The organism is Saccharopolyspora gloriosae (genome assembly GCF_014203325.1).
GTDB classification, from domain to species: Bacteria; Actinomycetota; Actinomycetes; order Mycobacteriales; family Pseudonocardiaceae; genus Saccharopolyspora_C; species Saccharopolyspora_C gloriosae.
On record NZ_JACHIV010000001.1, the window covers coordinates 696,939 to 718,127 of the forward strand.

At 71.0% G+C, this 21,189-nt stretch carries 19 protein-coding genes; 13 read left to right on the top strand and 6 right to left on the bottom strand.

Translation table 11 applies throughout. The features are described 5' to 3' along the window. Positions 1-428: 428 nt before the first annotated feature. A complete protein-coding gene (locus tag BJ969_RS03350; protein ID WP_184477192.1) occupies positions 429-671 on the top strand; it encodes a hypothetical protein in 243 nt (80 codons plus the stop codon). On the opposite strand, the gene BJ969_RS03355 is transcribed toward BJ969_RS03350, so the two are convergent. Both BJ969_RS03355 and BJ969_RS03360 read right to left on the bottom strand, forming a co-directional pair. After that, positions 672-1,964, bottom strand: a complete 1,293-nt coding sequence (locus tag BJ969_RS03355; protein WP_184477194.1) for a hypothetical protein — start codon at positions 1,962-1,964, stop codon at positions 672-674. It lies immediately after the preceding gene. Continuing rightward, on the bottom strand, positions 1,961-2,326 hold the full coding sequence (locus BJ969_RS03360) for a cupredoxin domain-containing protein (protein WP_184477196.1): 366 nt from the start codon (positions 2,324-2,326) through the stop codon (positions 1,961-1,963). Before BJ969_RS03360 ends, BJ969_RS03355 begins: the two co-directional genes overlap by 4 nt. Positions 2,327-2,419: 93 nt before the next feature. Between BJ969_RS03360 and BJ969_RS03365 the strand changes: the two genes are divergently transcribed. The 8 genes from BJ969_RS03365 to BJ969_RS03400 all read left to right on the top strand — a co-directional run bounded on the left by BJ969_RS03365 (position 2,420) and on the right by BJ969_RS03400 (position 11,496). Beyond that, positions 2,420-4,252 (top strand): hypothetical protein, encoded by a 1,833-nt coding sequence (locus BJ969_RS03365; protein ID WP_184477198.1) that lies wholly within the window; start codon positions 2,420-2,422, stop codon positions 4,250-4,252. Further along, complete coding sequence (locus tag BJ969_RS03370) at positions 4,249-4,398, top strand: hypothetical protein (protein WP_184477199.1); 150 nt, start codon at positions 4,249-4,251, stop codon at positions 4,396-4,398. The genes BJ969_RS03365 and BJ969_RS03370 overlap by 4 nt, the downstream gene beginning before the upstream one ends. A 173-nt stretch (positions 4,399-4,571) precedes the next feature. Continuing rightward, positions 4,572-4,853: a hypothetical protein gene (locus BJ969_RS03375; RefSeq protein WP_184477201.1), complete on the top strand. Its 282-nt coding sequence runs from the start codon at positions 4,572-4,574 to the stop codon at positions 4,851-4,853. 124 nt (positions 4,854-4,977) lie between these two features. Beyond that, positions 4,978-5,802: a hypothetical protein gene (locus BJ969_RS03380; protein ID WP_184477203.1), complete on the top strand. Its 825-nt coding sequence runs from the start codon at positions 4,978-4,980 to the stop codon at positions 5,800-5,802. A 10-nt stretch (positions 5,803-5,812) separates the two neighbouring features. Beyond that, positions 5,813-7,696, top strand: coding sequence for a fumarate reductase/succinate dehydrogenase flavoprotein subunit (locus BJ969_RS03385; RefSeq protein ID WP_184477205.1), 1,884 nt, complete (start codon positions 5,813-5,815; stop codon positions 7,694-7,696). A gap of 11 nt (positions 7,697-7,707) precedes the next feature. Next, positions 7,708-8,466: a succinate dehydrogenase/fumarate reductase iron-sulfur subunit gene (locus BJ969_RS03390; protein WP_184477207.1), complete on the top strand. Its 759-nt coding sequence runs from the start codon at positions 7,708-7,710 to the stop codon at positions 8,464-8,466. A gap of 696 nt (positions 8,467-9,162) precedes the next feature. Next, positions 9,163-10,323 carry a S8 family peptidase gene (locus BJ969_RS03395; protein ID WP_184484730.1) on the top strand — a complete coding sequence of 387 codons (1,161 nt, stop codon included), beginning with the start codon at positions 9,163-9,165 and terminating at the stop codon, positions 10,321-10,323. 216 nt (positions 10,324-10,539) lie between these two features. Beyond that, complete coding sequence (locus BJ969_RS03400; protein ID WP_184477209.1) at positions 10,540-11,496, top strand: VanZ family protein; 957 nt, start codon at positions 10,540-10,542, stop codon at positions 11,494-11,496. A 95-nt stretch (positions 11,497-11,591) separates the two neighbouring features. Here BJ969_RS03400 and BJ969_RS03405 read toward each other — a convergent pair whose 3' ends face one another. Further along, positions 11,592-12,494, bottom strand: coding sequence for an SDR family oxidoreductase (locus BJ969_RS03405; protein ID WP_184477211.1), 903 nt, complete (start codon positions 12,492-12,494; stop codon positions 11,592-11,594). A 271-nt stretch (positions 12,495-12,765) separates the two neighbouring features. Beyond that, positions 12,766-13,509: a DUF305 domain-containing protein gene (locus BJ969_RS03410; protein ID WP_184477213.1), complete on the bottom strand. Its 744-nt coding sequence runs from the start codon at positions 13,507-13,509 to the stop codon at positions 12,766-12,768. A 367-nt stretch (positions 13,510-13,876) separates the two neighbouring features. On the opposite strand from BJ969_RS03410, the gene ctaD reads away from it, so the two are divergent. The 3 genes from ctaD to BJ969_RS03425 all read left to right on the top strand — a co-directional run bounded on the left by ctaD (position 13,877) and on the right by BJ969_RS03425 (position 17,562). Continuing rightward, positions 13,877-15,652 (top strand): aa3-type cytochrome oxidase subunit I, encoded by a 1,776-nt coding sequence (gene ctaD / locus BJ969_RS03415; protein WP_184477215.1) that lies wholly within the window; start codon positions 13,877-13,879, stop codon positions 15,650-15,652. Between the two features lie 148 nt (positions 15,653-15,800). Next, the gene (gene serB / locus BJ969_RS03420; RefSeq protein ID WP_184477218.1) at positions 15,801-17,036 is read left to right on the top strand and encodes a phosphoserine phosphatase SerB; all 1,236 of its coding nucleotides are present in this window, start codon (positions 15,801-15,803) and stop codon (positions 17,034-17,036) included. 73 nt (positions 17,037-17,109) lie between these two features. After that, the gene (locus BJ969_RS03425) at positions 17,110-17,562 is read left to right on the top strand and encodes an SRPBCC family protein (RefSeq protein ID WP_184477220.1); all 453 of its coding nucleotides are present in this window, start codon (positions 17,110-17,112) and stop codon (positions 17,560-17,562) included. Between the two features lie 309 nt (positions 17,563-17,871). Here BJ969_RS03425 and BJ969_RS03430 read toward each other — a convergent pair whose 3' ends face one another. After that, entirely contained in the window at positions 17,872-19,098 is a 1,227-nt protein-coding gene (locus BJ969_RS03430; RefSeq protein WP_184477222.1) for a cytochrome P450 family protein, read from the bottom strand. A 595-nt stretch (positions 19,099-19,693) separates the two neighbouring features. Between BJ969_RS03430 and BJ969_RS03435 the strand changes: the two genes are divergently transcribed. Beyond that, entirely contained in the window at positions 19,694-20,434 is a 741-nt protein-coding gene (locus BJ969_RS03435) for an aminoacyl-tRNA hydrolase (RefSeq protein WP_184484732.1), read from the top strand. Between the two features lie 10 nt (positions 20,435-20,444). Here BJ969_RS03435 and BJ969_RS03440 read toward each other — a convergent pair whose 3' ends face one another. Continuing rightward, the gene (locus tag BJ969_RS03440; RefSeq protein ID WP_184477224.1) at positions 20,445-21,092 is read right to left on the bottom strand and encodes a TetR/AcrR family transcriptional regulator; all 648 of its coding nucleotides are present in this window, start codon (positions 21,090-21,092) and stop codon (positions 20,445-20,447) included. Between the last annotated feature and the right edge of the window lie 97 nt (positions 21,093-21,189).

Consider the following 21,189-nt stretch of genomic DNA (forward strand, 5'->3'; position numbering starts at 1 on the left):
GAAGACGTCCGCTCGTGCTCCCGCGAGCGGCTCTGCGCCCGAGACTACGGAGGTCGGTCGGCATGACCACAGCAGTGATAGCCATCGGGATCGTGGTCTTCCTGGTGGTGATCTTGTTCGGTCGGAACCGTTCATCGGGTGGCGCCGGAGGTGGCTACAGCGGTGACAGCGGTAGTGGCGACGGGGGCGGTGGCTGCTGATCGTCCCGACAGCGACAGCGGCAGGCGCGTTCAGGTCGGCACCACCGGCAGCTGACCGAAGCGGGCTGCCGGGTGCCGTAGGTCGGATTTCCGCTGCGGGACAAGGAGAACGGCGGCGATTTCACCGAACGAGGTGATAGGTTGCCGGATCACTCGCGCGCAACGGGTATCGGGCTCCGGCGTGCGAATGGTGTGCACCGAGCCCGAGATGGTGGGGGAGTGATCGTCGTGATCTCGGCGGTAGCGTTCGTCGTGCTCGCACTCGCAGTGGTGATCAGCATGGTCGCCCGGCGCCGTCCCCCGCGCCGTGGCGGCGACACGGTCGCGCCGTTCATCGGAGCCGGCGGCGCCCACCACTCCACGCACGGCCACTCCGTGCACGGCGGAGGATTCGACGGGGGCGGCGTCAGCGGCGGTGTCGACGGCGGCGGCTGCGGTGGCGACAGCGGTGACGGTGGCGGCGGCTGCTGATCAGCCCGAGAGCAACAGCAGCAGGCCCGTTCCGGTCAGCAGCACCATCGCCACCACCACCGGCAGCTGACCGAGGCGGGCCGCGCGCGCGTCGAACGAGCGCAACGCCTGGTCGTGGGCGGCGGCGGTGCTCGCGAGGTGGCCGAGCACGATCGCGTTGATCTGCACCATCGCGACCGCGCCGGGGGAGAGCACCGAGTAGTCCGGCGCGTCGCCCGCCGACCCGAACAGGTCCAGCCCGGTGCCGAACGGATCACCGGCCAGGATGAACGGCTGCTGGCCCTCGATCACGAAGAACGAGAAGTAGTGCGCCACGCCGTAGCCCACGGCGATCGGCAGCAGCGTCGCGGCGAACCGGGCGGCCAACGGCTCCGAGCTGCCCGAGACGACCGCGCTCAGCCGCATCGAACCGAAGTACAGCACCGAGATCCCCGCGATCGACACCACCAGGCCGCCGGTCGCCACGAGCACGTCCGGCAGGGGCGTCGCGTTCAGCAGCGCCTGCCACCAGCTGGTGCGGGTGAGCCCGTCGAACGCGGTCGACCCGATCAGCACGCACGCCAACCCGGCAAGACCGGGCACCGGGTCGGGACGCACCAGGCCCGCCAGCGGATTGCGCAGGATCAGCCGCCCGTCCGAGCGGCGTCCCAGCGGCGCGCACCGGGCCAGCAGCGTCGAGTACACCTCGAAACCGTCGCCGCGCTCGAACCACGCGGGGCCGTAGCGGGCGGCGGCGGCCAGGTTCAGCAGCGCGTAGCCGAGGATCAGCGCGGCGACCAGTCGCGGATCGGCGCGGTTCGGCGCGACCAGCTCCAGCCACACGAAACCCAGCAGCCAGGCCGTCGCCACCCGGTAGCCGAGCCACCCCGGCACCGGTCGCGGATCGCGCCCCAGCCGCAGCGCGCTCAGCACGGTGCGCAGCGGGTTCACCGCTCGCCACACGGGTCCCAGCAGCACGCTCGCGGGGATCAGCCCGACCCAGAACGTCACGAACAACGCCCACGGCGCCAGGTTCGCGTTCGTCTCCGCCGGGCCGAAGAAGCCGACGGCCACCACGAAGACCGCGAGCAGCAGCACCACGATCCGGGCGGCACCGCGCAGCCGGGCGGAGTTCACCGCGGCGAACCGCACCGGTCGACCGGCCTCCGGGTCCAGCCACGGCTTCGACCACAGCGCGAGCAGCGCGACGAACGACACGGCGACCGCCAGCGCCCCGCCGACGACCGCGGCGGCGCCGTTGAGCGGCAGGTCGGTGCGGCCGCCGAGGCCGTGCGCGAGGAACTCGGTGCTCACCGCACTTCCAGGCTGGGCAGCGAGAGCCCTGACTCGTGCAGTTCGGCCTCGTACACGCCGGGGAGGTCGGCGGTGAACTCGACGACGCCGACCTCGCCGGGGGTCAGCGGCGCCGACTCGTCGTAGCCGTGGATGTGCAGCTCGTCGGGGCGGTCGCTGCGCACCTGGTACCGGACCTGGCCGCCGAGCGGGACCGACACCCGCTCCGTGCCGGTGCGGACCTGCCCGCCCGCGACCTCCGCGTCGACGACCACCGGCGGCGCGTCCGGCGCGGCGGGCTCGGGCGGGGGAGCGCCGCAACCCGCGAGCAGCAGGGCCGAGGCGGTGAGCGCGCATCCGATGAGCGGCGCCGTCGTTGTCATCGCAGTGGTCCTCCTGGTCACGCCGAATGTTTACAACAATCAATGTCACATTGAGGGATGACATTGTCCAGTTTCTGGTGTTCCATGGCCCGCATGAACCAGACCGCCGCCGAGTGGCACCGGGCGCTGCTGATGCAAGAGGTGCGGCCCACGGGAGGCGCCGCGCTCGACCAGATCTTCATCGCCTCCGGTGGCGCGACCGTGCTGACCCTGCTGCTCCTGCTGCTCGGCTACGCGCACCGCACCGGCCGCACCCGGCTCCTCGAACGAGCCGCCGCGCTGTCCCAGCGCGTGCTGCCGCGCGGGCTGCCCGGCTGGGTCGCGCTGCCGCAGATCGTCGCGATGATCTCGCTGCTCACGGCGCTGCTCGGGATGTACTGGGACATCTCGCTGCACATCACCCAGGGCCGGGACGAAGGCCCGCTGGCCAACATCGCGCACTACCCGATCCTCATCGGCCTGTTCGGCCTGTTCACCGCGGGCATGTTGGCCGTCGTGCTGCCCAAGGACGAACCCGTCGGCGGCGCGGCCGTGCGCATCACCCGCGACTGGTACGCCCCGGTCAGCGGACTGCTGCTGGCCGGAGCCGGGTTCTACGCGCTGCTCGGGTTCCCGCTCGACGACGTGTGGCACCGCATCTTCGGCCAGGACGTGACGCTGTGGGGGCCGACGCACCTGATGCTCATCGGCGGCGCCGGTCTGTCCCTGGTCGCCGTCGCGCTGCTCGAACGCGAAGGCAGGCTCGCCCGCTCCGACCTCGGTGAACCGGGCGCGCTGCCGCGGTTCGCGCACCGCGGCATGGCGATCGGCGGCCTGCTCGTCGGCCTTTCGGTGTTCCAAGCGGAGTTCGACTTCGGCGTGCAGCAGTTCCGCATGGTGCACCAGCCGTTCCTGATCGCCGTGGCCGTCGGCTGCGCGCTGGTCGTCGCGCGGTTGTGGGCCGGGCGCGGCGCGGCGCTGTTCGTCGTCGGGTTCTACGTGCTGGTGCGCGGCGGCGTCGCCGTGCTCGTGGGCCCGGTGCTCGGGGAGCAGTTCGCCACCATCCCGCTGCACGTCGTGGAAGCGCTCTGCGTCGAAGCCGCCGCGCTGCTGCTGGCCCGCCGCGCGCTGGCGCTCGGCGTGGTGTCCGGCCTGCTCATCGGCACCGTCGGGTACGCGTCCGAGTACGCGTGGACCCAGCTCGCCTTCCCGTTGCCGTGGACCCCGGACATGGCCCTCGAAGGCGCCGCCATGGCGGTGGCCGGCGGTGTCGCGGGCGGTGTGCTCGGCGCGCTGCTCGCCGGTGCGCTGCGCGGTGCGCTGCCGCGCCGCCAGGTCTCGGTGCCGCTGTTCGGCGGCGCGCTCGTGGTGATCGCGCTCGCCGTGACCAACGCGCTCGTCGGCACCGCGCCCCCGGTGCAGGCCACCGTCACGCTCACCGACGTGCGGGGCGGGCCGCAGGACCGCACCGGCCACGCCGTCGTGCGGATGAGCCCGGCAGGCACCGGGCAGGACTCCACCTGGCTCACCATGACCGGCTGGCAAGGCGGTGACCTGCACGTCGACCGGCTCACCCCGATCGGCCCGGACACCTACCGCACCAACGAGCCGATGCCGCTGCACGGCACCTGGAAGACCATGATCCGGTTCCACGAAGGCCGCGCGATGGTCGCCGTCCCGGTCTACATGCCCGCCGACGAGGCGCTGGGCGTGCCCGCGGTGACCGCGGACCCGCAGTTCACCCGCGACTCGCAACCGGAGTGGCAGGTGCTGCAGCGCGAGACGAAGCAGGACATCCCGTCCTGGCTGTGGGTGACCTGCTCGCTGGTGGTGCTGGCGTGCTCGCTGGCCCTGGTGCTGTCGCTGGGCTGGGGCGCGCAGCGGATCGGGCGCGTCGGAGCCGGTGCGCCGGAGCCGTCGCCGGAGCCGGAGAGGACGGCGACGTGATCCTCGCGCAGGCGCAGGTCCTGGCCAGCCACCCCATCATCACGGCGGTGCCGTTCTTCGTGCCCACCTTCGCGGTCGTCGGCGTCGTCGCGGTGATCGTCTACCGGGACCGCCGACGTTCCCGGGACGACGCCGACGACGACTGAGCCCGGTCACCGCGGGTGGGCGGAACCCGGCCCGAACCGCTCGCGAGTCGGGTGAAATCCGGGCTCGGTCGAGGGAAATCCTGGAAGTCGACCGTGTGGCTCTTGTCACAATTGTGGGCTCGGGGCACTCTCGGAGAGGTCGATGCGACGACCCGTACGAGAGGTGTTCGCCCATGTCTTCGACGACTGAACTGACCGACGTGCAGCGCGTACTGGGGCAGCTGCGCAGCAGCGTCGGCATGCTCCGATCGCGCTACGGAAACGCTGCGGCCGTGCGCCGCCTGAGCAACGATGTGGAACGGCTCGAGATCGACCTGGCCGAACTGTCCGCACTGCCAGCCCCGCGCCGGGAGATGAACCGCGGCGACACGGTGATGGTGCCGGACACGCCCTACGACCCGTCGTTGTGGCGCGACGCCGACGACGAAGGAGTCGGTGGCAGGCAGCAGCACTGATCGAACCGGCGCGGTGGCTCCGGCAACGCCGCCGCGGCCCGCGCCGGCACGAGTGGACGACCCAGCACCGGCAAGAACGATCGAGCCACCCAGGCCGAACCGGACACCGACAACGAGGTCACCCATGTCCGCACTCCCCGGTATCGATCCGTCCAGCGCCGAACCCGCCCACCCGCCCGGTCGTGCCGACCCGCGCACGCGGCGCACCGACCGGTGGTGGCTCGGACCGCTGATCACGGTGGTCGGCCTGGGGCTGTTCCTGATCTACGGCCTGATCCGCACGTTCATGAACACCGCCTACTGGGTGCCCGAGTACCACTACCTGGCGCCGTTCTACTCGCCGTGCCTGAGCGCGGCGTGCGTACCGGGGGCGAGCCACTGGGGGCAGTGGCTCCCCGCGATGGGGCCGTTCCTGCCGCCCCCGGTGATCGTGCTGCCGTTCGTGTTCGGGTTCCGGCTGACCTGCTACTACTACCGCAAGGCCTACTACCGCTCGTTCTGGGCGGCGCCGCCGGCGTGCGCGGTCGCCGAACCGCACCGCCGCTACACCGGCGAGACGCGGTTCCCGCTGGTGATGCAGAACGTGCACCGGTACTTCTTCTACGTCGCGCTGCTGGTCGCGGCCGTGCTCACCTACGACACCGTGATCGCGTTCCGCGGCGCCGACGGCGGTTTCGGCGTCGGGCTCGGCTCGCTGCTCATGGTGGTCAACGCGGTGCTGCTGTGGACGTACACGGTGTCCTGCCACTCGTGCAGGCACCTCATCGGCGGTCGCATCAACCACTTCTCCAAGCACCCCGTGCGCTACTGGCTGTGGACCAAGGTGAGCGCGCTCAACGCGCGGCACATGCAGCTCGCCTGGGCCTCGCTGCTGTCGGTCGCGCTGGTCGACCTGTACGTGCTGCTCATCGCGGCCGGAGCCTTCCCCGATCCCCGACTGTTCAACTGAAAGGCCCTCGATGCGGATCGAGCAGCACGACTACGACGTCATCGTGATCGGCGCGGGCGGCGCGGGCCTGCGCGCGGCCATCGAGACCCGGCAGCGCGGACTGCGCACGGCGGTGGTGTGCAAGTCGTTGTTCGGCAAGGCCCACACGGTGATGGCCGAAGGCGGCATCGCGGCCTCCATGGGCAACGCCAACCCGCACGACGACTGGCAGGTGCACTTCCGCGACACCATGCGCGGCGGGAAGTTCCTGAACAACTGGCGGATGGCGGAGCTGCACGCGCGGGAGGCCCCGCAGCGGGTGTGGGAGCTGGAGACCTACGGTGCGCTGTTCGACCGCACCGCCGACGGCCGGATCAGCCAGCGCAACTTCGGCGGCCACGAGTACCCGCGGCTCGCGCACGTCGGCGACCGCACCGGGCTGGAGCTCATCCGCACCCTGCAGCAGAAGATCGTCTCGTTGCAGCAGGCCGACTTCGCCGAGCACGGTGAGCACGAGGCCCGGCTGAAGGTGTTCCAGGAGTGCACCGTCACCGAACTGCTCAAGGACGCTCCGGACGGACGGATCGCCGGGGCGTTCGCCTATTGGCGGGAGAGCGGGCGCTACGTGCTGTTCCGGGCTCCGGTGGTGATCCTCGCGACCGGTGGCATCGGCAAGTCGTTCAAGGTCACGTCGAACTCCTGGGAGTACACCGGTGACGGCCACGCGCTGGCGCTGCGCGCGGGGGCCGCGCTGATCAACATGGAGTTCGTGCAGTTCCACCCGACCGGCATGGTGTGGCCGCCGAGCGTGAAGGGCATCCTCGTCACCGAGTCCGTGCGCGGCGACGGGGGAGTGCTGCGCGACTCCGGCGGGCGCCGGTTCATGTTCGACTACATCCCCGACGTGTTCAAGGACAACTACGCCGACACCGAGGACGAGGCGGACCGCTGGTACGCCGACCCCGAGGCCAACCGCAGACCGCCGGAACTGCTGCCCCGCGACGAGGTGGCCCGTGCGATCAACAGCGAGATCAAGGCGGGCCGCGGCTCCGAGCACGGCGGGGTGTTCCTGGACATCGCGACCCGGCTGACCCCGGACGAGATCACCCGGCGGTTGCCGTCGATGCACCACCAGTTCCGCGAACTGGCCGACGTGGACATCACCGGGGAGATGATGGAGGTCGGCCCCACCTGCCACTACGTGATGGGCGGGGTGGAGGTCGACCCGGACACCGCGGCCTCCGGGGTGCCGGGGCTGTTCGCGGCCGGTGAGGTCGCGGGCGGGATGCACGGGTCCAACCGGCTGGGCGGGAATTCGCTGTCGGACCTGCTCGTGTTCGGCAGGCGGGCCGGGCTGGGCGCCGCGGAATACCTGGCGGCCGGGCACGGGCCGGAACCCCGTCAGTCCGATGTGGACGATGCGGCCGAGCGCGCGGAGCAACCGTTCGCGCCCGCCGCGAACGCGGAGAACCCGTACGCGCTGCACTCCGAGCTGCAGCAGGTGATGAACGACCTCGTCGGCATCATCCGCGTCGGCGAGCAGATGCAGGACGCGTTGCGGCGCCTGGACGAACTGCGCGAACGCGCCCGGAACCTGGTGGTCGAGGGCAACCGGCAGTTCAACCCCGGCTGGCACCTCGCCCTGGACCTGCGGAACATGCTCCTGGTCAGCGAATGCGTGGCGCGGGCGGCGGTGCTGCGCACCGAGAGCCGCGGCGGCCACACCCGCGACGACCACCCGGGCATGGCTCCCACGTGGCGGCGCACCCTGCTGGCCTGCTCGCTGAGCAGGGACGGCGTCCGCGTCGACGAGCAGCGCCAGCTCCCGGTGCGCCCGGACCTGCTGGAGCTGTTCGCGGCCGAGGAACTGCGCAAGTACTTCACCGACGAGGAACTCGCCGCCGCGGCGGGCTGAGGAGGCCGACGATGAGTTACCTGGCGCATCTTCGCGTGTGGCACGGCGACGCCGACGGCGGCGAGCTGCGGGACCACGTCGTCGAGGCGGCCGAGGGCGAGGTGGTGCTCGACCTCGTGCACCGCCTGCAGGCCACCGAATGCCCCGACCTCGCGGTGCGGTGGAACTGCAAGGCCGGCAAGTGCGGCTCCTGCTCGGCGGAGATCAACGGCAAGCCGAAGCTGATGTGCATGACGCGGATGTCGACGTTCGCCACCGACGAGGTCATCACGGTGACGCCGATGCGCACCTTCCCGGTGATCAAGGACCTGGTGTGCGACGTGTCGTTCAACTACGTCAAAGCCCGCGAGGTGCCCGCGTTCGAGCCGCCCGCCGACCTCGAACCCGGCGAGTACCGCATGCAGCAGGTGGACGTGCAGCGCTCGCAGGAGTTCCGCAAGTGCATCGAATGCTTCCTGTGCCAGGACGTCTGCCACGTGATCCGCGATCACGAGGACAACAAGGAGGCGTTCTCCGGGCCGAGGTTCCTGATGCGGGTGGCGGAACTGGAGATGCACCCGCTGGACGCGCGCGGCGAGACCCGCGCGGACCGGCCTGACGAGGCGCGCGAGGAGCACGGGCTCGGGCTGTGCAACATCACCCGGTGCTGCACCGACGTGTGCCCGGAGCACATCCAGATCACCGACAACGCGCTCATCCCGTTGAAGGAACGCGCCGCCGATCGGTACTACGACCCGCTGCTGCGGCTGTTCCGGCGCAAGCGGGACTGAGGTCGGCCACCGCCCGGACCGGAAAGGGCCACCGCGCGGGCTCGGGCGGTTCCACCTGGCAGGCCGGTCCGGGCCGGGTCAAGGAGTCGCGCGCATCGTTTCAAATGGCGGGAATCATTTACCGTGCGTGCCGAAGCCGCATGCGCACTGTTACTCAAATAGGAAAATCGGCCATTTCGGGCTCCCTCGGGATTGCTCGGCCGGGCGCGGCCGATCGGCGCGCGTCGCCATGGCCTCGCGCTGGGGCGGAAATCACTCCGATTTCGGGCGGGCCGCTCGACGTTCGGGCCGGCGGCTCGGCAAGTGTCCATGTCGTACGGTGCGTGAGCTGGGGCATCGCCAGGTTTACCGGCACTTCCTCCACGTTTTTCCCGCACTTTCCCGTGTTGAACAGTCACCGCGCATTGCGGCCGTGTGAATGATGGCAAAGTCCCATTGCGTGCGTCATCACACTCCCGCTCGGATCGCTCCCAATTCTCGGGAAAACACCAGCTAAGGCCTGTCAAGATGCAGATCTTGGAAGGTGTCGACGCACGTCGCGAAGGGGTGGCGGGTTCTAGCCATGCCTTTGTTTCCAGCTGGGCCCGGTAGCTACGTTTTCGGCATCCGAGTCAATTAGAGCAATCGACTCCAGTGCCGGGCGGTGCGTCCGCCGGAAACGTGTCGGTTCGTGACGGAGGTAATCCCGTGAAGAAAATGCTGTTCGGTGCCGGCGCCGGTCTCTCCGCCGCGGCACTCGTGGTCGCAGCGGTTCCCGCACTCGCCGCCGCCCCGCAGGCCGACCTCGCCCCGCTGACCATGCACACGGCCAACGCCGCCGGTGCCGGTGACTCCTTCGTGGTGAACCTGAAGGACGGCGCCAACGCCGCCGACGTCGCCAAGGAACTGGGCGTGCAGACCGAGCACGTCTACAACAGCACCCTCAACGGCTTCTCGGCCTCGCTGAGCCCGCAGCAGCTGCACGACGTGCGCGCCAGCCAGGCCGTCGAAGGCGTGTCGCAGAGCTTCCGCATCCAGGTCGAGGCGCCGCACGCCGCCGCCGTCGGCTCCTGGGGCCTGGACCGGCTGGACCAGCCGGAGCTGCCGCTGGACGACACCTACGCCCCGGCGCAGACCGGTGCGGGCGTCACCGCGTACGTCATCGACACCGGCCTCGCCGTCGACCACCCCGACTTCGAAGGCCGCGCCAAGTTCGGCTTCGACGCCACCGGTGGCGACGGCGGCGACGTCCAGGGCCACGGCACGCACACCGCGGGCACCATCGCCTCCAAGACCTACGGCGTGGCCCCCGGTGCCGAGCTGGTCGGCGTGAAGGTCCTCGGCGACGACGGAAGCGGCACCAGCGCCGACATCATCGCCGGCATGGACTGGGTCGCCCAGAACGCCAACGGCCCGTCCGTGGCGAACATGTCGCTCGGCGGCAGCAAGGACCCGGCGCTGGACGAGGCCGCCACCGGCCTGGTCGACGCGGGCGTGTTCCTGGCCGTCGCGGCCGGCAACGAGTCGCAGGACGCGGAGAACGTCTCCCCGGCCAGCGCGGAGGGCGTGTTCACCACGGCGGCCTCCGACATCAGCGACACCTCGGCCGAGTTCACCAACTTCGGCGCGACCGTCGAGGGCTACGCCCCCGGCGTGGACATCACCTCGACCGTCCCCGGTGGCGGCACCGAGGCGATGGACGGCACCTCGATGGCCAGCCCGCACGTGGCCGGTGCCGGTGCGCTGTTCCTCGAAGCCAACCAGGGCGCGGCTCCGGCTGACGTGATCAAGGGCCTGCAGGGCGGCGCCTCGGTCGGCGTCGTCCAGGGCGCCCCGCAGGGCACCATCGCCGACCTGCTCCAGGTCGACGCGGGCTGACGCTCCGCAAGAAACCGGTGTGGCCGGGTATCGACCCGCGAGGCGATGCCCGGCCACCTTCTTGACCCTCTTCTTGATCGGTCAATGCCGACCGCCGATTCCCACGCGCGATGAGCGCGGACAGGTGGTCGTCCGTGGTGCCCCGCACCGCGTGGAACCACCTGATGCAGACATTGGTTCGCGGTCCTGGCACTGACCAGAGGAAGTGCGGCTGAGGTGTATCAACTCTTTCTGGCGTTCGACGGCTTCGTCCCGGCGCTGACGGTCCTGTTCCCGCTCGCGGTGCTCGTCGCCGCCGTGTCCGGCACGGTGCGCAGCAACAACCTCCGATCGGTCTCCCCGCTGCACGATCCGCTGATCGACGCGGTGCTCGTGTTCGCGGTGATGTTCACCGCCTACCTGGTGTTCTACCCGCAGCCCGAGATCGCGGAGCGGGTCCGGATGGAGATCGGCAACGACCTGTACACGGCGCTGCGGGCGGCTCCCGGCGATGTGCGGCCCTGGGTGCAGCTGGCCGGGAACCTGGTGCTGCTGCTGCCGATGGCGACCCTGGTGCCGCTGCGGGTCCGCTGGTTCGACAACCTCGGCAAGATCGTCATCGGCGGGCTGATGACGGCGCTGACGATCGAGACCGTGCAGTTCTTCTTCATCCCCGGCCGGGTCGCCTCCACCGACGACGTCGTGCTCAACACGCTCGGCGCGTCCATGGGCGGCCTCGTGGTGTGCGCCCGCTGGTGGCGCGCTCAGGGCCAGCTCCCCGGCCCCAACCACCGCAGCGTCGAGCCGGACGAGGCGCAGACGACGGTGTGGCGGATCATCGAGAAGATCGAGCAGGAGCGCGTTCCCGGCGTGCGGCGCCCGGACACCGCCACGGTGCGCGTCGCGACCCGGCAGAGCCGCGAGCGCAACGCGGTGCCGGTGCGCCGGCCCGGCGCCCCGCTCCCGGCCGAGGCGCGCGGAACCGCCGCGCGCCGCCCGGCGGTGGCGAACGTCCCGGCTCCCGCGAAGGCCCCGGCCCAGGACGGGCGCATCCCCGCGAACGCGGCACCGCGCGAGGGACGGGTGCCGTCCCCCGCCGCCATCGAGCGGGCTTTCCCGGCCGCGGCGAACGCCTCGGGCGGGCGGCCCCGCCAGGGCGTGCCCGCCGGTCGCACTCCCGCGCGGCGTTCCTGACACCGGTGGCCGGGTGACCCGCGCCCGGCCACCCGGCCACCGGCACCACCCGGCCGGACGCGCCCTCGGCCGGATGGGGCTCAGCGGCGCCGCGCCTACTTCCCGCGCGGCGCCTGCTTCGGAGTTCCCTGCAAGGCCTGGTTGCGGGCGCTGAACGAGCGTCCGAGGGCGGCCACCTCCCGCTCCATCTCCGGCATGATCTTGCGCAGCGACGGGGCCATGATCCGCGCGACCAGCTTCGAGGCGGGCAGGTTGCGCAGCCAGTGCATCAGCATCACCGGGCGCGGCACGTACACCCGGCGGGAGCGGCGCTCCACGGCGTCGGCGAACGCGATGGCGCACTTCTCCACGGTCGTGGTGGCGTGCATCGGCCACGGCAGGCGCTTGCGCATCTCCCGGAAGCTCGGCAGGTCCGCCTTCGCGTCGCGCACCAGGTCGGTGTCGATCCACGACGGGTGCGCGCTGCCGACCGCGACGCCGAGGTGGGCGACCTCGGAGCTCAGCGCGCTGGCCAGGGCCTCCGCGCCCGCCTTGCTCGCGGTGTAGGCGGCCATGCCGCCCATCGGGGCGAACGCCGACAGCGAGGACACGACCAGGACGTAGCCGCGCTGCTCGATCACGTGCGGCAGCGCGAGGCGCGCGGTGTGGAAGACGCCGTTGATGTTCACGTCGATCGTCTTGGTGAACGCGTGCGGGTCGCCGTTCTGCACGGTGCCGAACGGCGCGATGCCCGCGTTGGCGATCACCACGTCGATCCGGCCGTGCGCGGCGACGGTGCCGTCGATGGCGGCCTGGAGGGAGTCGGGGTCGGTGACGTCGGCCTCGAACCAGGTGTGGCCGTCGCCGAGTTCGGCGGTGACGGCTTTGAGCTCATCGGGTTCGAGCCCGGTCAGCGAGAGCCGGGCGCCGCGACGGGCGAGCTCCCTGGCGGTCTGCGCACCGATGCCGCGCGCGGCACCGGTGATCAGGACGACTTTGCCGGACATCGTTGACGGCATGCGCACTCCCGGAACGTGGATCAGCGTCACCTACTCCGAGGTAGGCTACCGGCAGTAGCTTACTTTCGGTAGGTCCAGGCGCGCGGACTCCGCTCAGCCTGTGGATGAACGCCGAACCTGTGGACGACTCCCGCGATTTCGCGAGAGATCGAACGCCCCCGGCCACGTCCCCTGCGCAGCCTCACCTGCGTCGATGCCGCTGCTGGCCGGACTCGTGCGGCGCTCCGGGTTCTCGCGAGATCGCGACGGGACGGACCAGGTTCAGAGCGGTTCAGAGGGCGGTGAGGTCGGCTCGCTCGACGTCGCGGCCGTCCAGGATCCGCTCCGCCAGCGAGCGCATCTGGGTCGCCGAACCCTCCTCCAACTCCGCCTGGGCCAATTGCTCCCCGCCGTCGTAGAGACCGGCCATGGCCTCCTTGAACGGCCCCGTGAACTCCGGGCCGCGGGCCTGCCGCAGCCGGTCCACCAGCTCCGCGCTCGGCATCCCCGGCACCCGGGACTCCCCGGCGACGAGATCCTCGGGCGCGCTGCCGGACGGAACGTCCTCGGTGTCGGTGAGCCAGCGGGTCAGCTCGTCGGCCTGGGCCTGCCGGTCCCGCTGGATCCCCGCCGCGTAGGCGGCGACCTCGGGATCGCCGGAGTCGGCCGCCAGCTCGGTCAGCTCCAGCAGCTGCTGGTGGTGCGCCAGCAGCTGCCGGGCGAACTCCTGATCGGTGCTCGTGTGCGCCGCGTCCTCCTGCTCCTCGGTCTCCGGCGCGTCCGCGCCGGGCGGCTCCGAGGAGTCCGCGGCCGGTGGCGGGGCGGGCTGCTCCGCGGGGCCGCAGCCGGTGAGCGCCAGCCCGCAGGCCAGCGCCGCGCCGACCAGTAGCCGCGGCGCTCGCGCCCGGCCCCGGGCGGGGGAAACGCCTGGTCCGGCGGTCGTCGGGCCGCCGGGCGCGTATCGGCTCGGCGACCACGCGCGGCCGGGCGGTGCGGTCCGCGTTGGCCGGTGCCGGTGGAACGAGGCTCGCTGCACGTGCCGCCCTCTCCCAGGGTGGTGGTCGGGTCCGGCCGGGCCCGCAGGCATCGCCGACCGGGGCTGTCGCGCTCCAGGCTAACGATCGAGAAGCGCTCACCCGCCAGGGTGCGCCGCGCCGGTGGCCGACGCGAGGTGTCGCCTCGCTCTCACCACGGATGACCTTGCGCGAGTCGATGACTAGGGTGGCTACGGCCCGGCCGCAGGCACGTGCGGCGGTCGGACTACTATCCGCAGACGGCAGCGATCGTGCCGGGCGCAGGCCACCTGGTACCTGGGCGCGTCGCAGCCGACGCGCCGACCCGACCGGGTCGGGCGGTCCCGTTCGCGGGCCCGCGCAATCACGAGGAACAGTGCAGGAGGCACCGTGACGGCCGTCGCGCCACAGCCGATAGCCACGCGCCCCTATCCGGCGCGCCAAACGGTCAAGGGGTCGTTCCTGGCGCGGATGTTCCGCACCACCGACCACAAGCAGATCGGCATCCTCTACCTCGTCACCTCGATCGCCTTCTTCATCGTGGGCGGGTTGATGGCGATGCTGATCCGCGGGGAGCTGGCCGTTCCCGGGATGCAGTTCTTGTCCCAGGAGCAGTACAACCAGCTGTTCACGATGCACGGCACGATCATGCTGCTGCTGTACGCGACGCCGATCTTGTTCGGCTTCGCGAACTACATCCTGCCGCTGCAGATCGGTTCGCCGGACGTCGCGTTCCCGCGCCTGAACGCGTTCGGCTACTGGCTCTACCTGTTCGGTGGGCTCGTGGTCGTCAGCGGGTTCCTGCTGCCGGGCGGTGCCGCGGACTTCGGCTGGTTCGCCTACACCCCGCTCTCGGACGCCCTGCACTCGCCGGGCCACGGCGCGGACTTCTGGGTCGCCGGCCTGGCCGTCTCCGGTCTGGGCACGATCCTCGGTGCGGTCAACATGATCACCACCGTGGTCTGCCTGCGCGCACCGGGCATGACCATGTGGCGGATGCCGATCTTCACCTGGAACATCCTGGTGACGAGCGTGCTGATCCTGATGGCCTTCCCGATCCTCACCGCGGCCCTGATGGGTCTGCTGGCGGACCGGCAGCTCGGTGCCCACGTGTTCGACCCCGCCAACGGCGGCGTGATCCTCTGGCAGCACCTGTTCTGGTTCTTCGGACACCCCGAGGTCTACATCGTCGCGCTGCCGTTCTTCGGCATCGTCTCGGAGATCTTCCCGGTGTTCAGCCGCAAGCCGCTGTTCGGCTACACCGGCCTGGTGTACGCGACGCTGGGCATCGCGGCCCTGTCGGTCGTCGTGTGGGCGCACCACATGTACGCGACCGGCGCGGTGCTGCTGCCGTTCTTCTCGTTCACCACGTTCCTCATCGCCATCCCGACGGGCATGAAGTTCTTCAACTGGATCGGCACCATGTGGCGCGGCCAGCTGACGTTCGAGACGCCGATGCTGTTCAGCGTCGGGTTCCTGGCGACGTTCCTGTTCGGCGGTCTGACCGGCGTCCTGCTGGCCGCCCCGCCGATCGACTTCCACGTCTCCGACACGTACTTCGTGGTCGCGCACTTCCACTACGTGCTCTACGGCACGATCGTGTTCGCGACCTTCGCCGGCATCTACTTCTGGTTCCCGAAGATGACGGGCCGGATGATGGACGAGCGGCTCGGGAAGATCCACTTCTGGTTGACGTTCATCGGCTTCCACACCACGTTCCTGGTGCAGCACTGGCTGGGCAACGAGGGCATGGTCCGCCGGTACGCCGACTACCTGGAATCCGACGGCTTCACCGCGCTGAACACGCTGTCCACCGTGGGCGCGTTCATCCTCGGCGCGTCGATGCTGCCGTTCCTGTGGAACGTGTTCAAGAGCTACCGCTACGGCGAGATCGTGAACGTCGACGACCCGTGGGGCTACGGCAACTCCCTGGAGTGGGCCACGTCCTGCCCGCCGCCGCGGCACAACTTCACCGAGCTGCCCCGGATCCGCTCCGAGCGCCCGGCCTTCGAACTGCACTATCCGCACGTCGCGGACCGGATGCGCCTCGAAGCCCACGTCGGCCTCACCGGCAAGCCGCTCGCGCACGCCGCTCCCTCGGAGAAGGCGGCGCAGGCCGTGGTCCCGCCCGAGCAAGGCGGGGACCGCGACGCCACCGAGAAGTAACCGCTCACCGCGAGCGCAACGTGATGTGCGCGCTAGTGCCGCACCGCACGGCTGTGCCAAGGTGAGTCGGCTCTGAACGACGAGCCCCGGCAGACCCCGGTCTGCCGGGGTTTCTCGTGTTCCCGACCGGAAAGGAGTGCCCGCAGCCGTGAGCACGCCGAATCCCACCACCGTGCTGATCACCGTGACCGGACAGGACAAGCCGGGAGTCACCTCCGTGCTGTTCGCCGCCCTCACCGCGCACGGGGTGGACATCGTCGACGTCGAACAGGTCGTGATCCACGACCGGCTGGTGCTCGGTGTGCTCGTGTCGACCGACCGGGACCCGGAACACCTGCAGGAAGCCGTGGAGCAGGCGATGGCGACCGTCGGCATGGCCGTGGACGTGCTGATCGGCGCTCCCGACGGCGACCCGGCGAAGCTGGCGCCCACCCACGTGGTCGTCGTGCTGGGACACCCGGTCTCGGCGCGCAGCTTCACCGAGGTCGCGCGCAGGCTGGCCGCGATGAACGTCAACATCGACTCCATCCGCCGCGTCGCCGACTACCCGGTGACGGGACTGGAACTGCAGGTCACCGCCCCCGACTCCACCGAGGAGATGGGCGCGGCGCTGACCTCGGAGATGGGCGAGCTCTCCGCCGGGCTCGGCGTGGACGTGGCCGTCGAACGCGCCGGCCTGACCAGGCGGGCGAAGCGGCTGGTCGTCTTCGACGTGGACTCCACGCTCATCCAGGGCGAGGTCATCGAGATGCTCGCCGCGAAGGCCGGCTGCGAGGACGCCGTCCGCGAGGTCACCGAACGCGCCATGCGCGGCGAACTGGACTTCGCCGAGTCGCTGCGCGAGCGGGTCGCGGTCCTCGAAGGCCTGCCCGCGACGGTGCTCGACGAGGTGGCGGCCGACCTGGAACTCACCCCCGGCGCCCGCACCACGGTGCGCACGCTGCGCAGGCTCGGGTTCCACACCGGCGTCGTCTCCGGCGGCTTCACGCAGATCATCGACCACCTGGTGGCCGAGCTCGGACTCGACTTCAGCGCGGCCAACGAGCTGGAGATCGTCGACGGCAAGCTCACCGGCCGGGTCATCGGCGAGATCGTCGACCGCCCCGGCAAGGCGCACGCGCTGCGGCGGTTCGCCGAGGAGTTCGGGGTGCCCTCCGGGCAGTGCGTCGCCGTGGGCGACGGCGCGAACGACATCGACATGCTCTCCGCGGCCGGGCTCGGCATCGCGTTCAACGCGAAACCCGCGCTGCGCGAGGTCGCCGACACCGCGCTCTCGCACCCGTTCCTGGACGCGATCCTGTTCGTGCTGGGCGTGACGCGCGCCGAAGTGGAGCTCGCCGACGCCGAGGACGGCGTGGTGCGGCGGGTTCCGCTCGAAGCGTGACGCGCAACGTGGCCCCACCCGCGCTCGTTCTCCAGGCGGGCACATCGATCACGACAGGGCAAGGGGCGCGAGCATGACCGGGACCGAACTGGACGAGGTGTCGCTGCGCATCGAAGCGACGCCGGAACAGGTCTGGGACCTGCTCTCCGACATCACCCGGATGCCGGAGTGGAGCCCGAACCTGGCCCGCTGCACGTGGCGCGGACGCGTCCGCGAACCGGTGGCGGGGGCGCGGTTCATCGGGTTCAACAAGCCCGGCATCCCCACGCCGAACGTCGTGGAGCGGGCCGAGCGCGGGCGGGAATTCACCTTCCGCACCACGCTGCACAACACGGTGTGGCGCTACCTGCTCACCGAGGACGGCACCGGCACGCTGGTGACCGAGCAGCGGGACACGTCGCGGACGAAGCACGGGATGCTGGCGCCGCTGTACAAGCTCGTCGGCGGCCGCGAGAAGTTCGCCGAGAACTTCCGCACCGGCATGGAGCAGACCCTCCACCGCCTGAAGACGGCCGCGGAGTCCTAGCCGCGGGGCAGGTTTCGGAGTGAACGGACCGTCCGTCCAATCTCGTTGGACGAACGGTCCGTTCACTCATGCCAGGTGTCCTGCTCGGGCAGCCCTCCTGCGTGCCGCACCGCGCAACGGCACGGCGGTTTCTCGGAGTGAACGGACCGTCCGTCCAATCTCGTTGGGCAGACGGTCCGTTCACCCCGTGTCAGGTGTCCTGCCGAGCCCCGTGTGCGAGCAGCACTGGTACCGGGGCGTGACGGTTCCTGGAGTGAACGGACCGCTTGTCCAATCTGGTTGGGCAGACGGTCCGTTCACTCCGGTGCGTCAGGTCGTCGTCGGGTTCGGGATCGCGGGCAGGTCGACGTGGCCGTTGGAGATGAACGACGGGCGTTGCTCCAGTTCGGTGAACGCCGGGGTCAGGTCCGGGAAGCGGTCGAACAGCGCGGACAACCCGATGCGGGCTTCCAGCCGGGCCAGCTGGGAGCCGACGCAGAAGTGCACCCCGTGGCCGAAGCTGAGGTGCGCCGAATCGGAACGGGCCGGATCGAACAGCTCCCCGTCGGGGTAGTGCGCGGCGTGCCGGTTCGCCGCCAGCAGCCCGGCCACGATCGCCTCGCCCGCCCGGATCGCGTCGCCGCCGGGCAGTGCGATCTCCTCGACGGCGAAGCGCAGCGGCAGGTTCGCGAGCGGCGGCTGCCAGCGCAACGTCTCCTCGACGACCGCGTCCCAGCTCAGGTCGCCCGCTCGGACCGCGGCCAGGTGCCGGGGCTCGGTGAGCAGCTGCGCGATGGCGTGCCCGAGCAGGTTCACCGTCGTCTCGTGGCCCGCCGAGAACATCAGCATCAAGGTGTCGGTCAGCTCGCCGTCCGACAGGCGAGTCCCATCCTCGTCCCGCATCGCCAGCAGGTCGCTGGTCAGGTCGTCGCCCGGGGTCCGGCGGCGGGCGGCGACGTGGTCGCCGAACAACCGGTACAGGGTCTCCATCCCGGACACCATCTGCTCCGGGGTGGTCGTCGTGCTGAAGAAGGACTCCACCAGGCGGCGCATCTCGTCGAGGGCCGAGCGGTCGGTGATGCCGAGCAGTGAGCTGATCACCGCGACCGGCAACGGGTTCGCGAAGCGCTCGCGCAGGTCCACGGCCACACCCGGCGCGGCGGCGGCCACGTCGTCGAGCAGTTCGGTGGTGATCCGTTCGACGTGCGGCTGCAGCTCGCGGATGCGGCGGGCGGTGAACGCGGGTGCGATGAGAGCTCGGAGCCTGCGGTGCTCGGCGCCGTGCGAGTTGAACATGTTCCGCATCGAGACCCAGGTGTGCAGCGGCCAGTCCGGCGGCAGCTCGCGGTACGCGGGCCAGTGCCGGTGCGGATCCTTGGACACGCGGGGGTCGGCGAACAGGGACCGCAGCACGACCGGGTCGGTGACCAGCCACGCCTCCACCTCGCCGGGTAGCACCACGCGCGTCGCCGGACCTCGCCGGCTGAGGCGGGCCGCCTCGGCGTGCAGGTCGCTCCCGGTGGGGTCGAGCGGGTAGGGGCAGGTGGAAGGGTCCATCGATCGGCTCCGCGGTGTCGTCCTCGCACGTCGTGGATGACGCGAACCCAGCATGGGGCGATCAGGCTCCGCTCGGTGACCGTCGACGGGGTGAAGCTCCGTCGCCGTTCGGACGCATCGGTTCCACGCCCCGGCACGCCTGAACCCGTCCGAAGGCGGTGGACGGCGCCCGGGTGGGCGGGACTTCGCGGAGTGAACGGACCGTTCGTCCAATCCCGTTGGACGAACGGTCCGTTCACTCAGATCGGAGCCCCGCTGGCGGCCCCCGGGTGAGCCCAGATGCGGGTGGCGAGGTTTTCGAGTGAACGGACCGTTTGTCCAGTCACGTTGGTCGAACGGTCCGTTCACTCGGTTCGGAGCCCTGCTGACGGCTCGGGCGATCGGTGTGTTGCGGGGCGAGCGGGTGGTGAGCTTTGTGAGTGAACGGACCGTTTGCCCAGTCGCGTTGGTCGAACGGTCCGTTCACTCCGGTCGGGTGTGAGCGATCCCCTGTGGTCGGGGTGGGGTGGGCGCGGTCCGGGGTGGGGATAATCGGGGTGTGTTCGATGCCGCTGTGCTGAATCCCTTGCTGACCCGCTACGCGTCCTGGCTGGCGATGCCGACGGAGCTGACCGCGGACACCTCCGACGAGGATCCGGAGCAGGTCGTGCTGATGCCGATGGTGCTGCGAATCGAGCGCGCCGAGCCGCCGCGCCGCACCGCGCTGCTGGAGGCCGCGGCGTCGGCGGCGCTCGCGGTGTGCCTGGACGAGCGGGCCAAGCCCGGCGGTGAGTGGCACGAGCCGGTGCACCACTGGATCTCGGGCCGCATCCGCAAGGTGTCGCGGCGGGCGCGGGGCGCGCACTGGGCGGCGGTGCAGGAGTTGCCGGGGCGCACGGTGGAGGTGGACGGAGCCGAGGTGCGGGCGTTCCTGCCGTCGCGGGTCGCGGACATGCCGAAGGAGCTGACGCGGCTGCAGATCTCCGGCAGCGAGCTCGACGCGGACGAGCCCGGCCCGCCCGCGGTGGGGGAGCCGGTGCTGTGGTTGAACCCGGACGTGGCGATGAGCGCGGGGAAGTCCGCTGCCCAGGTCGGTCACGCCACGATGTTCCTGGCTGCGTTGCTGCACGGCGAGCACCGCGATGACGAGGTGGCGCGGTGGTCGGCGGCGGGGCTGCCGTGCTCGGTCCGGGTGGCCGACGGGGCGACTTGGCGGCGGTTGCTGCCGGGCGAGGACGCGGAGACCGCGTGGCGCCGCCACGGTGTCGCGGCGGTCCGTGACGCGGGTTTCACCGAGATCGATCCCGGCACGGTCACCGTCCTCGCCCAGTGGCCGCGGCCGTCCGCAACGGCCTGAGCGGCGGCGTTCAGGCCGTGGGGTGCGGGCTGCTCGCGCGGCGCGCGTTCAGGACGGCGTCGAGGAGGTCGAGGATCTGCCTGCGGAGTTCGGGCAGGTCGCCCAGCGCTTCGTCCTCGATGGCGACCAGCACTCGTTCGTTGACCGAGGCCAGCAGCGACTGCCATTGCGCGGCGGTGAACTCGGCGTCCGCGGAGTTGCGGGCGAGCATTTCGGCCCACTGCCGGTACGCGTCCCGGCGGCGCCGCATCCCTTCCTGCCCGACGCGGACGATCTCGACGAGCAGCACCCGGGCCAGCTCCGGGTCGTCGAGGACGACGCGCAGGTAGACGTCCATGCCGGTGAGCATCCGGTGCTGCCCGTAGGGCTGGTCGCGGACGGCTTCGCTGATCGCGTCGACCAGTTTCGACGTGGCGGCCTCGTAGGCGTCGAGGAAGCACTCCTGCTTGTCCGCGAAGTGCTCGTAGAACGTGCGCCGCGAGACCTGCGCTTCGCGGACGATGTCGGCGACCTTCGCGCCGTCGTAGCCGTTCGCGGCGACGGCGCGGACCGCGCCGATGCGCAGCTTCCTGCGGTGGTGGTCCCACGCCCCTTCGGTGCGGGGGCCGGGCGGTAGCCGCGGGCCGCGCTCGGGAAACAGCGGGTCGACCTCGGTCATGCCTTCAAAATAGCGCCCCGGCCGCGTCCGATACGCGGCATTCGGGCTCGGTGCGGGCGGGCTCACGCCCGAGGCCGCGCATGAGTCCGCCCGAGAG